Below are 15106 nucleotides of genomic sequence, written 5' to 3' on the forward strand. Positions count from 1 at the left end.
GACATTAGTAAAATGGCTAAGCAAAAATTTGAAAGAACTAAACCACACGTTAATATCGGAACTATTGGTCACGTTGACCATGGTAAAACTACTTTAACTGCAGCTATCACTTTAGTATTAAATAAGAGATTTGGTACTGGTGAATTCGTTGATTATGCAAATATCGACAAGGCTCCAGAAGAAAGAGAAAGAGGAATCACAATTTCAACTTCTCACGTTGAATATGAAACAGCTAACAGACACTATGCACACGTTGACTGTCCAGGACACGCTGACTATGTAAAGAACATGATTACAGGTGCTGCACAAATGGATGGAGCTATCTTAGTAGTAAGTGCTGCTGATGGTCCAATGCCTCAAACAAGAGAACATATATTACTTGCAAGACAAGTAGGAGTTCCTAAAATAGCTGTATTCTTAAATAAAGAAGATCAAGTTGATGATCCAGAATTAATCGAACTTGTTGAAATGGAAGTTAGAGAATTATTAAATGAATATGAATATGATGGAGATAATACTCCAATCGTAGTTGGTTCAGCATTAAAAGCTCTTGAAGAACCAGATGGAGAATGGGGAGACAAAATCGTTAAATTAATGGAAGAAGTTGACGCATTCATCCCAGAACCAGTTAGAGACATTGATAACCCATTCTTAATGCCAGTTGAAGACGTATTCTCAATTACTGGTAGAGGAACTGTTGCTACAGGTAGAGTAGAAAAAGGTAAAGTAAAAGTTCAAGATAACGTTGAATTAGTAGGTTTAACAACTGAAAGAAGAACAGTTGTTGTAACTGGTGTTGAAATGTTCAAGAAAATGTTAGATGAAGCTGCTGCTGGAGATAACATTGGTCTTCTATTAAGAGGTGTTCAAAGAAACGAAATCCAAAGAGGACAAGTTCTTTCAAAACCAGGAACAATTAATCCACATACTAAATTCGAATCAGAAGTTTACGTATTAACTAAAGAAGAAGGTGGAAGACACACTCCATTCTTCTCAGGATATAGACCACAATTCTACTTCAGAACAACTGACGTAACTGGTAATATCCAATTAGAAGAAGGCGTTGAAATGGTTATGCCTGGAGATAATGCTAAATTTATAATCGAATTAATCACTCCAATCGCTATTGATGAAGGTTTAAGATTTGCCATCAGAGAAGGTGGAAGAACAGTAGGATCAGGCGTTGTTACTAAGATTTTAGCATAATTATACTGATAATTTTAAAAGGGGACTTTGTAGTTCCCTTTTTTTATGTTCAAAAGAATTCAAAATATTAAATAATTGAGGGATGTTTATTTTTAAAAAGAATAATTATACAATAAACTTTATTTATTTTCAGTTTTATATACTTCAAATTATAAAAAAAATTAGAAAATATAAAGATGATTTTTTCAGTCCATATGCCTTGCAAGTTTTTATGTTTTATGTTAATATATTTTAAGAAATCGTTTTTTATATTAGGAGGAATTATGAAAAAAGAAATAAGGATAATATTTGTAATAGGCTTTAGTTTGTTTGCAATGTTCTTCGGTGCTGGAAACCTAATATTCCCAACATTTTTGGGCTATAATTCAGGTTCTTATTGGCCTATTGCTTTTATTTTGTATATGGTTGCAGATGGGCTTTTAGCAATGATATCACTTTATTGTGTATTTTCTTCCGGTGGTATTACAGAATTTGTAAAACCTTTAGGAAAATATTTGGGGACAATAATTTTAGTTTGTATATCTTTATGTATAGGACCCTTAGTTGCAATACCAAGAACTGGTGCAATTACTTATAATTTGGGGGTTGCAAATTTTGGATTTAAAAATTTAGTGGTAACAACTGCAATATTTTTTATAGTTACATATTTAATTTGCATAAAATCTGAAAAAATAGTTGATTTTATCGGAAGATATTTAACTCCAACATTACTTGCATTTTTGATTATTATGATTATAACAGGAATTATATCTCCAGTTGGAGAAATTTTACCAGGTGAAAATTTACAAAAAGTTATGTATGATTCTTTTATAAATGGTTTTCAAACTTTGGATGGACTTGGTGCAGGACTTTTTAATGCAGTTATAGTGAATGCTTTAATTTTCTATAAAATTAAAAAGGAAAGAGAAAAAAAGGTAATCCTATCTTCTTCAATTATAGCTTTTATATGTTTAAGTATTGTTTATGGGGGACTTTGTTTCTTAGGAGCAAGTTCAAAACTTAATGTTGAAGGGGCAAAGAATGGAACAGCTATTTTACTTAACTTCACAAATTTATTATTTGGTCGTTCAGGAGTTTTAATGCTTTCTGTTATAGTAATACTAGCTTGCCTCACAACTTCAGTTGCTCTTACGGGTGGAGTTGCTGAATATTTTTCAGAATTAATTCCTAAGATTCCATATAAAATTTGGGTTATAATTGTTTGTTTTGCAAGTTTTATTTTCTCTTGTCTTGGAGTAGATGCAATAATAAAATTGGCAGTTCCACTTTTATTTACATTGTATCCACCAATAATTATATTAATTTTGACGAGTATAATTAGAAATAAAATTTCTTGTAATAGATCTATAAAATATTCTGCAATAGTTGCAATAATTATTGGATTTATGACTGTATTAAATGACACATATGGAATTTTAGAATTTATAAAATTATTACCACTTAGTTCTTTGAGTTTTGGTTATTTAATTCCATCTGCGATTGTCTTTGTAATTGTTGCATTATTTGAAAAGAATTCGGGAGATCATATTGATGTTCCTAAAGTATTAAATACTAGAATAACTTTACATGATGAAGATGTGGGAATGCTTTATTATATATCCGAAAAGATGGATGAACCAAAATCTGAAGTAATAAGAAAAGCAATTAAGAATTTATATGATGAAATAAAAGATAAAGAATAAGAAAAAGAAAAAGAAAAGGTTGAGGATTTTACTCCTCAACCTATTTTTGTTAAAATAATTTATTTTTTCTTTGCTTGGTTTGCAACTGAATTTATTTTTACATTTATTTCATCTTGATTTCCTAAGTAATATTTATTTGTAACTTTAAAATTGTCAGCAAATTCATAAACTAAAGGAATTCCAGTTGGAATATTTACAGAAATAATTTCTTCATCTGTTAAATTATCCAAATATTTAACTAACGCTCGTAATGAGTTCCCATGTGCAGTTATTAGAACTCTTTTTCCGTCTAACATATCTTTTTTTATAACTTCTTCATAATAAGGAATAACTCTTTCAATAGTATTTTTCAAACTTTCATTATAAGGTAATTCACTTTTATCAACATTTCTGTAAGGCTCTTGATTGTGAGGACATCTTTCATCATCCTTATCAAGTGCTGGAGGTGGAACATCAAAGGATCTTCTCCAAAGTTTTACTTGTTCTTCTCCATATTTTTCAGCAGTTTCAGCCTTATTTAAACCTTGTAATGCTCCATAATGTCTTTCATTTAATTTCCAAGTTTTTATAACAGGTAACCACTGTCTATCCATTCTCTCTAAAACAATATTTAAAGTGTTAATTGCTCTTTTTAAATATGAGCAGTAGCATACATCGAAGTCGTATTCGTTTTCCTTTAGAGAAAAACCTGCTTCATTTGCTTCGATAATTCCTTTTTCTGAAAGGCCTACATCAGTCCAACCAGTAAATAAATTCAACTTATTCCATTCGCTTTCTCCATGTCTTATTAAAACTAATTTCATTTTCAAAAACTCCTTTAATTTTTCTTATACTAATTATATTATAAATAACAAAACTTTACAAGAAAAAATTTGTCTAATATCTATTTTAATGATAAAATAATAGTTGCAATTATTTATTTTTTGGAGGAAATATGTTACGAAAATATTTATATAGAATTAGGGCTATGCCATATTTATTATGGACGATTATATTTACGATAGTGCCTTTGTTTTTTATAATTTATTATTCTTTTAAAGTAAAAGATGAAAGCTTTGTTTTTACTTTGGATAATTACAAAAAGTTTTTCACACCAACTTATGTGAAAATTATTTTAGTATCTTTAAAATTATCCTTGATTTCAACTTTTTTATGTCTAATTTTGGGATATCCTGCGGGACTTTTTCTAAGTAGGATAAAAAATGAAAAGCGAAGAAATGTTTTTGTCTTGCTATTCATTATGCCTTTATGGACTAACTTTTTACTTAGAACTTACTCTTGGATGAGTATTTTTAGAGAACAGGGAATTATAAATCAAATGCTTATAAATATCGGAATTATAGAGAGTCCTATAAAATTTTTAAACAATAACTTTGCAATTATTATAGGAATGATTTACAATTTTTTGCCTTTTATGGTACTTCCAATTTATACCGCACTTATAAATATTGACAAAGAATATATAGAATGTGCTAAAGATTTGGGGGCTAAAGGAAAAGATTTATTTTTAAGAATTATTTTTCCACTAAGTTTTAAGGGGGTAATTTCAGGTTGCATTATGGTTTTTATGCCTTCTGTAACAACCTTTATAATATCAGACTTACTTGGGGGAAGTCAGAATATGTTAGTTGGAAATTTAATTCAAAGGGAGTTTTTACAGGCTAGAAACTGGGAAACAGGTTCAAGCATTTCCCTAATTATGATTTTTATAATTTTTGCTAGTCTTATGATTTTTAGAATGTTTATAAAGAAATCAGATAATGAATTTGCAGAAGGACTTAAAATATGGTAAAAAAACATACTGGAAAAATATATCTTGCTTTGTGTTATATATTTTTATATATGCCAATTATATTTATGATGGTTTTTTCATTTAATGAATCAAGATATAATAAGGATTTTACAGGTTTTAGCTTAAAATGGTATGTTGAGCTTTTTAAGGATGAATCCGTTATGAATGTGTTTTTTCAAACACTTGTTATAACAGTAATTGCAACTATATTTGCACTTGTAATTGGAACAATAGGAGCTTGGTCTATATATAGAGCCTTTAATCCAAAGCTAAGAAGTTATTTTACAAATGTAACATATCTTCCACTTATACTTCCTGATATTGTAATTGCAATTGGAATGATAATATTATATGTATTTTTTAAACTTAAATTCGGATATTTTACGATAATTTTATCACATATAATATTTAATATTCCTTTTGTGGTCTTTGCGATTTTGCCTAAATTATTGACTTTTGATAAAAGTCTTTACGATGCGGGAATGGATTTGGGAGCAAGACAGTTTCAAGTGTTTAAAAGAATTGTTTTACCACAGTTAATACCTAATTTAATCATAGGAGCATTGATTTGTATAACAATGTCTTTAGATGATTTTACTGTAAGTTACTTTACTTCCGGAAATGGCGTTGCAACACTTTCAGTTAAAATTTATTCAATGACTAAAAGGGGAATTAGTCCTAAAATAAATGCATTATCAACATTGCTTTTTGCAATAATAATTATAATTTCAACAATAACTTATGGATTTAAGAATAGAGGAATAAAAAATGAAAAAAATTAAAAGTTTATTAGCATTATTATTAGTTTTTGCTACAGCCGTATCCTTTACAGCTTGTGGGAAAAGTAATAAAAAAGATGAGAAAAAAGAAGAAAAGACAGAACAAAGTACAGAAAAGAAAGTTTTAAATGTAACTAATACAGATCTTTTTATAGATCCAGAAACTATAAAAGAATTTGAAAAAGAGTATAATTGTAAAGTAAATTACACATTTTTTGAAGAAAATGAAGAATATTACACTAAATTAAAAAGTGGTGCAGAGAAATATGATGTAATTGTAGCAAGTGACTATATGGTTGATACTATGATTAAAGAAAATATGTTGGAAAAACTTGATAAAAATAAAATTCCAAATATGGATAAAGTTAAAAAAGAATATAGAAACTTAGTATTTGACCCTACGAGTGAATATTCAGTTCCATATACAATAGGAAATATCGGAATTGCTTATGATAAGTCAAAACAAGAAAAAGTTGACAGTTGGGCTGACCTTTGGAGCGAAAAAAACAAAGGTGAAGTTGTAATGTTAGACGGAAGTAGATTTACAATGGCAATTGCTATGATAAAAGAAGGACTTGACCCTAACTCAACAAATGAAGAAGATATTATAAAAGCAAAAAAATCTCTAATAGCTCAAAAGAAGCTAGTAAAAACATATCTTGGTGATGATCAAGCAAAAGATAACTTAATAAATGGAGATTCAAAACTTACTTGCATTTGGGGTGGGGAAGCCTTACTTGCAAAAGATGAAAACGAAAATGTAGAATTTGTTTTTCCAAAAGAAGGGGCAATCTTTATCTTTGATAACTGGGTAATTCCTAAAGTTTCAGAAAATAAAGATTTAGCTGCAAAATTTATTGACTTTATGTCAAGACCAGAAATCTCTGCAAGAAACTGTAATTTTGTAAAATATGGCTCACCAATTGAAGGAGCAAGAGAGCTTATGGACGAAAACTTAAAAAACAGTGATATAGTATTTCCTAAAAAAGAAGTATTTGAAAAAGGTTATGTATTAAAAGACTTAGGTGAATTAAACGAAAAATTACAAGACGCTTGGACTGAAATAAAAGCAAAATAAATTAAAATAAGCAAAAGACATCATCTGGTGTCTTTTGTTGAATTGTGATTTACAGAAACGATATAGTGAAGCGATAATATTGTTACAACAAAAACAAAACGTTATCCTATTGCAAATACCTTTGACAAGAAATAATAATTTTGATATACTGTCTGTGGCTAAAAATTTCAACTTAAGTTTTAGCAAAAAATTACATTTTAGGAGGACGAAATGGAAGTTTCTGAAAAGAAAATTAAATGGCAGTCCCTAGTATTTATGTGTTTCTCAACACTTTGGGGATTTGGAAATGTTTTAAACGGATATATTTATTTTCAAGGTACACAAGTAATATTTTCTTGGGTACTAATGTTTGCATTATATTTTATTCCGTACGCGCTTATGGTTGGAGAACTTGGTTCTACATTTAAAGATTTAGGTGGTGGAGTAACTTCTTGGATTCAAGAAACTACTAACTCTAAATTAGCTTACTATGCAGGTTGGACTTATTGGGCAGTACATATTACTTATATTGCCGGAAAAGGTTCAGGTGGTCTTAAGGCTTTAAGTTTTATGATTTTTGGAAATGCTAAAGCATATGACGATATTCCTACAATATATGTTCAATTAGCTACATTTGGAGTATTGCTATTATTCTGTTACTTAGCAACAAGAGGGTTAAGTCCTATCAAGAGATTGTCAGCACTTGCCGGTTCAAGTATGTTTGTTTTAGGTATTTTATTTATTCTTATGATGTATGCTGCGCCGGTTATTAATCCAAATGGTGGATATTTAAAATTAAATTTTGCTTGGAATAATATTTTTCCTAATATTAATTTGAAGTACTTAAGTAATTTATCTATTTTAGTATTTGCTGTGGGTGGTATTGAAAAGATTTCACCTTATGTAAATAAAGTTGAGGGAGACTCTGCAAAAGAATTCCCTAAAGCTATGATGCTTGCAACTCTAATGGTTGTAATTAGTGCTATATTTGGAACAATTGCCATGGGGCTTATGTTTGATGTAAACGAAATAAAAGCAAATTTTGACTCATATGCAGCAAACGGTGCTTACTGGGCATTCCAAAAATTAGGGCAATACTATGGTGTTGGTGATTTATTACTGATTATTTACTCAGCAGCTAATACTGTTGGACAATTTGCAACTTTATTAATAAGTATTGATGCTCCTTTAAGAATGTTATTGGAAGACCCTAATGCAAGTCAATATATCCCAAGAAAATTATTAAAGAAGAACGAAAAAGGTGCTTATGTTAATGGGATTATACTAGTTGCAATACTCGGTGGAGCAATTATATTAGCTCAATCATTTGTTCCTGGAGCAACTACCGTTCTTAGACAACTTACTCGTCTTAACGGGGTAGTAATGCCGATGAGATATATGTGGGTATTCGTTGCTTACTTTGCTCTTAGATATGGTAAAGAAGAACTTACTAGACATTACAGATTTGTTAAAAACAGAAGCGTTGGACTATTCTTTGGAGCTTGGTGTTTCTTAATAACATTAGCTTGTTGCTTATTTGGAATGTATTCAGATGATCCATATGAAATGTTATTAAAGATTATAACTCCATTAGTTTTAGTTGTTTTAGGTTTAGTCTTACCAGTCATTAGAAAAATAGAAGATAGTAAATAAATTTAGATTATAAAACGATTATAAAGAGATAAAGGAACTTTGGTTCCTTTATTTTCTTTAAAATATATTTAATGATTTTTAATTAATTAAATAGGGTAAATTAAATTTTAATAGGAGGAATTGATATGAATAATATTAAAATTTCAAAAGAATTATTAACTTTTATTGATTCAAGTAAAAGTATGTTCCATACTGTTGATACAATGAAAAAATATTTTGACAAAGCCGGATATACATTCTTACCGGAAAATGCTAAATGGAAAATCAAAAAAGGTGGAAATTATTATACTACAAGAAATAATTCAAGTATATTGGCTTTTCAAGTAGGAAAAGAACTTAGCGACTACCATTTCCAAATAACAGCTGCACACAGTGATTCTCCAACATATAAAGTTAAAGCTGTTCCTGAAATGGATGCACCAGGAGAACATTTAAAGCTAAATGTTGAAGGTTATGGTGGAATGATTGACTCAACTTGGTTTGATAGACCTTTAAGTCTTGCAGGTAGAGTTTTAGTTAGAGAAAAAGGGAAAATTGTAAATAAATTATTCTATATTGATAAAGATATTTTAATGATACCAAATGTTGCAATTCATTTAAACAGAGAAATAAACAGTGGTTATGCTTATAATAAACAAGTTGACTTATTACCTTTATTCTCTGCTGGAGAATTAAAAAAAGGTGATTTTGATAAAATGGTTGCAGATGAATTGGGTGTTAAAGTTCAAGATGTTGTTGCAAAAGATTTATTCTTAGTAAATCGTCAAAGACAATGTATTTGGGGATATAAAGATGAATTTGTTTCAACACCTAAACTTGATGACTTACAATGTGCATTTACATCAATGAAAGCATTTCTAGAAGCAAAAAATCCAAAGACTATAAATGTTTGTGCAGTTTTTGATAATGAAGAAGTAGGCTCAAACACAAAACAAGGTGCTATGTCAACATTTATGAAAGATGCTCTTAAGAGAATTAATGCTTCACTTGGATTTGGAACTGATGAATATCATCAAGCAGTGGCAAAATCTTTCTTAGTAAGTTGTGATAATGCTCATGCTGTTCATCCAAATCATCCTGAACTTTATGATCCAACAAATGTAACTTTTATGAACAAAGGTATTGTTATAAAAGAAGCTGCAAATCAAAAATATACAACTGATGCTTTTAGTAGAGCGGTATTTTTGGAAATTTGTAAAAAAGTAAAGGTTCCTACACAATTCTTTGCAAACAGATCTGATAAGGTTGGTGGTTCAACTCTTGGAAACTTATCAAATATTCAAGTTAGCCTACATGCTCTTGATATTGGAGTTGCACAACTAGGAATGCACTCAAGTTTTGAAACTTGTGGAATTAAAGACACAGGATATATGGTTACAGCATTAAAAGAATTCTTCTCAACAAATATTAAAATTGATGGTTCTGACGGAGTGATTTTCGAATAATGGCAAGAATAATTACACCAAAAGAAATGTCAGAAGATAAATCAAAAATTTCTCTGACAGGATTAACTATCATTATGATGGGAACTCTGTTTATATATTTTTTATGGGCTGTAATAAATAGTAAATTTTTAGTTAATTTCAGTATAGATGCTCTTGTTGGAGTAGTTGCTCTTGTAATTTTAATTAGAAATTTAAAAATAAAATACAGTATAATAAAAAAATATACAAGTGAAAAACAATTTATGATTTTAGATTTAGTCGCTTTTGCCCTATGCTTTTTAATAAAAGTTGTAGTACAAATTCCATTTGATTTTTCTTTAATCATTTTGTTAATTTCACATTATGCGACAAAGCGAATATTTAATAAAATTATAGAAAAAAAATGATGTTCAAATGAGCATCATTTTTTGTTTTGAAATTTAATTTTGTATTTTCTTTATGGAATTTTTGATATTATATATAACTTTATCCTTAGGAACATCATCGTGTTTTTTAAATATAGGTGTTGGACGACCGCCATTTTCGTTTTCTTCAAAACTCAATTCATAAATTCCGTCTTTTGAGATTATATTATTCAATTCTTCTTCCATATATCCTTGAGAAATTTGATGTTTTAATTTTCCATTATTTTCAGTAATTTTTAATGTTCCAACGCTTTTACTATTTTGCAAAATAAAAAATGAAAATATATTTTCCTTTATCGAATATGGTTCGGATAGTTCCAAATTGTTAATGTCTTTAATTGCTGTACCAGTTAGGTTTTCTTTTACAAAAATCTCTTTTGCATAGTCAACAACTTTTTTAGGAACTGGACTGCTAATCAAATAAAATCCATTTTCGCTTTTATTGGTAGTATAAAATTCTTTATTTTTATTAGAATTACAAGAACATAAAGCTAAAACAGAAAATAAGAAAAAAATTTTTAATAATTTTTTCATAATTAAAACCTCCATAAATAATAAGTATGATATTTTAAAATTAAAATTATACAATATCAATTTACCTTATTATATAATACAATTTTATTTTATGTCAATATATAGGAGAAAAAATGATAGTTATTATATCTAAAGTTGTTATATATGTTTGACAACTTACAGATTGCAAGAATAAGTTAGCCAATTGAAAAAACTTCAAAAGGTGTTTTATAATTAAATAGTTTTTTAGGATAATTATTTATCCAATTTTCAATAAATGCTACTCTTTACTGAGTAGTATTTTTTGTTCCTTTTGGTAAAAATCTTCTTATCAGTCTATTGTGGTTTTCATTACTTCCTCTTTCATAACTGCTATATGGATGTGCATAATATATTTTTTCATAGTCAAATACTTCATATAATCTTGCAAACTCTGAACCATTATCTGCTGTTATACTTTTTATTTCATAATCTTTTATTACTTCTTTTAAAGCCTTATTTACTGATTTAACTGTCTTATCTTCAATTAACCTTATTATTTCATATCTACTTTTCATATCTGTTAATGTTAATAGGCATTGTCCTTTTTCCTTTCTTAATATTACTGTATTTATTTCATAATGTCCTACTTCTTCTCTATTATTTATTTCTTTTGGTCTTTCTTCTATTGATTTCCCTAATGCTCTTACTCTTTTTTCTCCTGCTTTTTCTTTTTTCTTTTCCTTGCATAATTTAAAACACTTCTTTTTAATCCAAAAAACCACTTGTTTATCCAATAATATATTGTTGATGTTGATATTTTTCCGTCTAAATTTGTTTTTGAAATCATTTCAGGGCTGTGTTTATATTTTAAATAGTGTATTACTTTATCTCTGATTACATAATCAACTTTTATTTTTCTTCCACAATTTCTTTTGTTCTTATCATAAATTATTTGAGCAAACTCTGCTTTATACACTTTTTTAAATTTTCCATAAAATGTTCTTTGAATTACTAATCTTCTTTTTATTTCATTATTTATTGTTTGATGATTTTTACCTAGTAATCTTGCTATTTTTCTATTACTTTTTCTTTCCTTTTTCTATTAATTTTCTCAAATCTATTGTTAAATGTTTGTGTTACAATTATTGTGCATCTCATTGAGGTTCCTTTCTTTAGTTTTTGGTTTAACTATTATTTTACCTCTTTGAGATGTTTTTTTCTATATATGGCTAACTTAATTTTACAATATACGGTGGAATATTAAATAAAAGAGTCTATTATAAATTACAATAAAAAGTAGAGCATCCATTACTTGTTTTCGAGTTTTTGTAGCAGTACTTTTCATTTTATGTTAATTGTTTATTTGGTATCATATAAGGAAATTTTCCAAGCGAAAAGACTGAGCAAAACTCAGTCTTTATCATTAATTATTTAATTAATACACCATTTGAGTCAAATGTATAATTTACATTGTTGATGTTAAGTGTTTTTCCTTGAGCAATACGTCCATCGTCTTCTGCGTAATACCAATTTCCATCAACTAATACCCATTCATTAGTAGCGATGCGTCCACTTGCATTTGCAAAATACCAATTTCCGTCAACTAATACCCATTCATTTTGAGAAATTCTTCCATTAGTATTTGCAAAATACCAATTTCCATTTACTAATACCCATTCGTTGTTTGACATTGAGCCATTTGATTCGAGATAGTACCATTTTCCATTTTCTTCAAACCAGCTATCTTTAATCATATTTCCGTCTTTATCAAATCTAAACCATTCATTGTTTATCATTTTCCAGCTATTTTTTACTTTTTCTTTATCTTTATCTGGATAATCTAAACCAGCCTTTTCGAACTCTATAACTAAAGGATAAATTCCCAAACTATGAACATCTGTAATCTTTACAATATCTCCAACTTGTTCAAATTTTAATTCTTCTTTGTTATTTCCATTTAGATAATAAACAGAAGAAACTTTTTTACCTACAGGAATCTTTCTTAGAATTTCAAAATCTCCATATGCTAATTTAGATCTTTCACAATTTTGTCTTACATGATTAAGTAAAACTAAATCAAGAACCATTGCATCTTTTCCTTTTAGTCCTGGATAACTACCCTTATCCAAGTGATCTGTAACTAAGAATAAATCTTTAAAATCCATTCCTTTTATAGTTGTATTTCCTGGTTTACAAGTGATAGAACCGTCAGTTCTACCTAAAAGCTTATTTTTAACTTTAACAACTTCGGCACTTCCACAAGAAGAATGGTCAAAAATATATTTAACACCTGGAGTTCCCCATTCAGTTTTATCTTTTACAACCATAGGGAAGGTATCAATTACAAGATTTTCATTAGTTGGTTTAGCAACATAAGTTACATCTTCCATTAATCTAACTTTTAAATGACCTGTATCGTCAGTTGTAGCTTTTGTAGTATGAATTGAGCCTATAAATTGAATTTCTTCATTTACAAGAGGCTTATTATCCTTTACAAACTTAATGTCGATTTCATAAGTTCCATCATTTTTAACATTAGCGGTATTATTTTTAACGATAAGTTCTTTTAACTCTGATTTATCTTTAAAAGCATAAGGGAAATTACCTTCTTTTACAGCTTCAAAATGTTTATTATGCATAAAATATTTATTTGAAACTAATTGTAAAAAATATGAATTTTTTTCAAATAATTCAAGTGCTGGTAATTTTCCGTTTTCGTCAAGAGTAAATTCACCTTCATATTGTTGTTTACTTGAATTAAATAGTTTAAATTTTATATCTTTTTTATCTGCACCTTCAGGTAATTTAACTGAAATAGGTAATGTTTTTACTTTGCTTTTACTAATTTCACAAACAGCATTTGAATTATCAGGACAGTTTGGGCAAGGTGGTTTTATATCATTTCCATCAAGGCCTGGAATATGATTATCTACTCCATCATAACGTTTTAAAAAGATAGCCTTTACTTTTCTGTTTTCGCCTTGAGAAGTATCTCCTTTTGCAACCTTAGGCCAATACATACCATCTTCTTTATCTTTTTCCATTGTGAACTCTAAAGGCTTTTCTAAATAGTATTCAGAGTCCTTACCGTTCATAGTTATTTTGTATGATTTACCTATTTTTGCATCAAAATTTAGAAAATTATTTTCATTTTTTCTAATTTGAACTACATTAGATCCAATTTCTTCAATTTTAAAATCAATGGATTTTTTTAGATGTTTTCCACCGTGAATAACATAAAGTCTAATCAAATATGAACCTTGATATACATTAAGTTTTTCTACTTTTTCTTTTGATTCATTTTCAATACTGTTATCATCATTGATTTTAAATTTAAAACCACTCATCTTATAAGGATGTTCAACGGCTCTAACTATATTGATAGTATATTCAGTATTTTTGTAGAGTTCTAATTCAATTTTACCATTTTTGCTTACAAACTCTTTAACTTCTCCGCCACCTATAACTACAAATTTTATATTGTCTTCAGTAACGGCTTTATTTGAAGTGGTATCAAAAACTTCTAAAACTTTTTTAATTATCTTTTTATTTTCAGGCTTTTCACCAATTAAATCTGATTTTTTTACCACTACTAATTTTTCTAGACTTTTTTCTGATGTTTTTCCAGTTACTTCATCATATAATTTTGCTACACCATTTTTATCTACTTTGAACCAAATGTAGTTTTCATATCCATTATTTGTTTTTAAAGTATACTTATCTTTATCTGTTGAAATACCTAATTTAAGTCTTGCGCCTGCTGGAACCTTAATTCCTGATAATTTTCCATTTGAAGTTACATAATCAGACATATCCTTGTTTTCTTTATTAAATGTATGAAAATTAATTCCGTCAGGAACCTTTGTTCCATCTGAGAATACAACATCAATATCTTTAATAGTAACAAGTTTATTTTCTTTATCTGATTGGTCATTATCATTTGATTTCTTATCAAAAATCAAATTAGTTATTTCAGCTTCTTCACCTTTTAAATTGGAAGTTCTAAGTTTCTTTTTAGCCTTATCAAATTTTAGAATATTAAGATTGTTTTCATCTTTTTTAATGTTTGAAATCTGTAAGTCGCTTTCTCCTTCGATTTCAACAGTGTAGAGATTATCCTTATCTTCTACTACTGAGAAATCAAAAACACCATTAACACTCTTGATAGAATATTCTTCTTTTCCCCAATAAGCAAAATCAGGATGAGTTTTTACTTTTAGAGTTATTTCTTTAGTTATTCTTTTTTCTGTAACCTTATCAATACCCTCTAAATTAAAATCTGCTAGTTTTACATCATCAGCTTTCTCTGTATTTTCAGCATATACAGTATTACTAATAGCTACAGCCACTGGACTTATTGCTAAATTTAAAAGCAAAGACAGGACTATAAATTTTTTAAAAATGCCTTTTTTTCTTTTCATTTTTTCCTCCATAAAATAAATTTTGCAATATAATTGTATACTAGTAATTTTTTATCGTCAATATACATTTAAACTTTTGGTTTTTATGAACTTTAGTTTTTTACGACTAATTTCTTTTTTTGAAATATACAAAAATAAATGATAAAGTAATTGTCATTTTTTTGCTATATGT

Annotated in this window: 11 protein-coding genes and 1 pseudogene; 8 read left to right on the forward strand and 4 right to left on the reverse strand. The window is 28.2% G+C overall.

Features of this window, described 5'->3' with window-relative positions; genetic code table 11:
* Positions 1 to 12: 12 nt before the first annotated feature.
* Complete coding sequence (tuf, locus tag VJI95_RS07615) at positions 13 to 1206, forward strand: elongation factor Tu (protein WP_324010998.1); 1194 nt, start codon at positions 13 to 15, stop codon at positions 1204 to 1206.
* Positions 1207 to 1469: 263 nt separating this feature from the next.
* Entirely contained in the window at positions 1470 to 2888 is a 1419-nt protein-coding gene (gene brnQ / locus VJI95_RS07620) for a branched-chain amino acid transport system II carrier protein (protein ID WP_324010999.1), read from the forward strand.
* Between the two features lie 59 nt (positions 2889 to 2947).
* Here the strand turns inward: brnQ and gpmA are convergent, their stop codons facing one another.
* Positions 2948 to 3691: a 2,3-diphosphoglycerate-dependent phosphoglycerate mutase gene (gpmA, locus tag VJI95_RS07625; RefSeq protein ID WP_324011000.1), complete on the reverse strand. Its 744-nt coding sequence runs from the start codon at positions 3689 to 3691 to the stop codon at positions 2948 to 2950.
* Positions 3692 to 3822: 131 nt separating this feature from the next.
* On the opposite strand from gpmA, the gene VJI95_RS07630 reads away from it, so the two are divergent.
* The 6 genes from VJI95_RS07630 to VJI95_RS07655 all read left to right on the forward strand — a co-directional run bounded on the left by VJI95_RS07630 (position 3823) and on the right by VJI95_RS07655 (position 10000).
* Positions 3823 to 4680, forward strand: coding sequence for an ABC transporter permease (locus VJI95_RS07630; RefSeq protein ID WP_324011002.1), 858 nt, complete (start codon positions 3823 to 3825; stop codon positions 4678 to 4680).
* The gene (locus VJI95_RS07635; protein ID WP_324011004.1) at positions 4674 to 5462 is read left to right on the forward strand and encodes an ABC transporter permease; all 789 of its coding nucleotides are present in this window, start codon (positions 4674 to 4676) and stop codon (positions 5460 to 5462) included. Before VJI95_RS07630 ends, VJI95_RS07635 begins: the two co-directional genes overlap by 7 nt.
* Complete coding sequence (locus VJI95_RS07640; protein ID WP_324011005.1) at positions 5449 to 6537, forward strand: ABC transporter substrate-binding protein; 1089 nt, start codon at positions 5449 to 5451, stop codon at positions 6535 to 6537. Before VJI95_RS07635 ends, VJI95_RS07640 begins: the two co-directional genes overlap by 14 nt.
* Positions 6538 to 6747: 210 nt before the next feature.
* Positions 6748 to 8169, forward strand: a complete 1422-nt coding sequence (locus VJI95_RS07645) for an amino acid permease (RefSeq protein WP_324011007.1) — start codon at positions 6748 to 6750, stop codon at positions 8167 to 8169.
* A gap of 125 nt (positions 8170 to 8294) precedes the next feature.
* On the forward strand, positions 8295 to 9614 hold the full coding sequence (locus tag VJI95_RS07650; RefSeq protein ID WP_324011008.1) for a M18 family aminopeptidase: 1320 nt from the start codon (positions 8295 to 8297) through the stop codon (positions 9612 to 9614).
* Positions 9614 to 10000, forward strand: coding sequence for a hypothetical protein (locus VJI95_RS07655; RefSeq protein WP_324011009.1), 387 nt, complete (start codon positions 9614 to 9616; stop codon positions 9998 to 10000). Before VJI95_RS07650 ends, VJI95_RS07655 begins: the two co-directional genes overlap by 1 nt.
* 33 nt (positions 10001 to 10033) lie before the next feature.
* On the opposite strand, the gene VJI95_RS07660 is transcribed toward VJI95_RS07655, so the two are convergent.
* The 3 genes and pseudogenes from VJI95_RS07660 to VJI95_RS07670 form a co-directional block, all read right to left on the reverse strand.
* Positions 10034 to 10552: a hypothetical protein gene (locus VJI95_RS07660; protein ID WP_324011011.1), complete on the reverse strand. Its 519-nt coding sequence runs from the start codon at positions 10550 to 10552 to the stop codon at positions 10034 to 10036.
* 176 nt (positions 10553 to 10728) lie between these two features.
* A pseudogene (locus VJI95_RS07665) lies at positions 10729 to 11666 on the reverse strand (IS30 family transposase).
* Between the two features lie 274 nt (positions 11667 to 11940).
* Positions 11941 to 14934 carry an N-acetylmuramoyl-L-alanine amidase family protein gene (locus VJI95_RS07670; RefSeq protein WP_324011013.1) on the reverse strand — a complete coding sequence of 998 codons (2994 nt, stop codon included), beginning with the start codon at positions 14932 to 14934 and terminating at the stop codon, positions 11941 to 11943.
* Between the last annotated feature and the right edge of the window lie 172 nt (positions 14935 to 15106).

Source organism: Parvimonas sp. C2 (assembly GCF_035282405.1).
GTDB lineage: Bacteria > Bacillota > Clostridia > Tissierellales > Peptoniphilaceae > Parvimonas.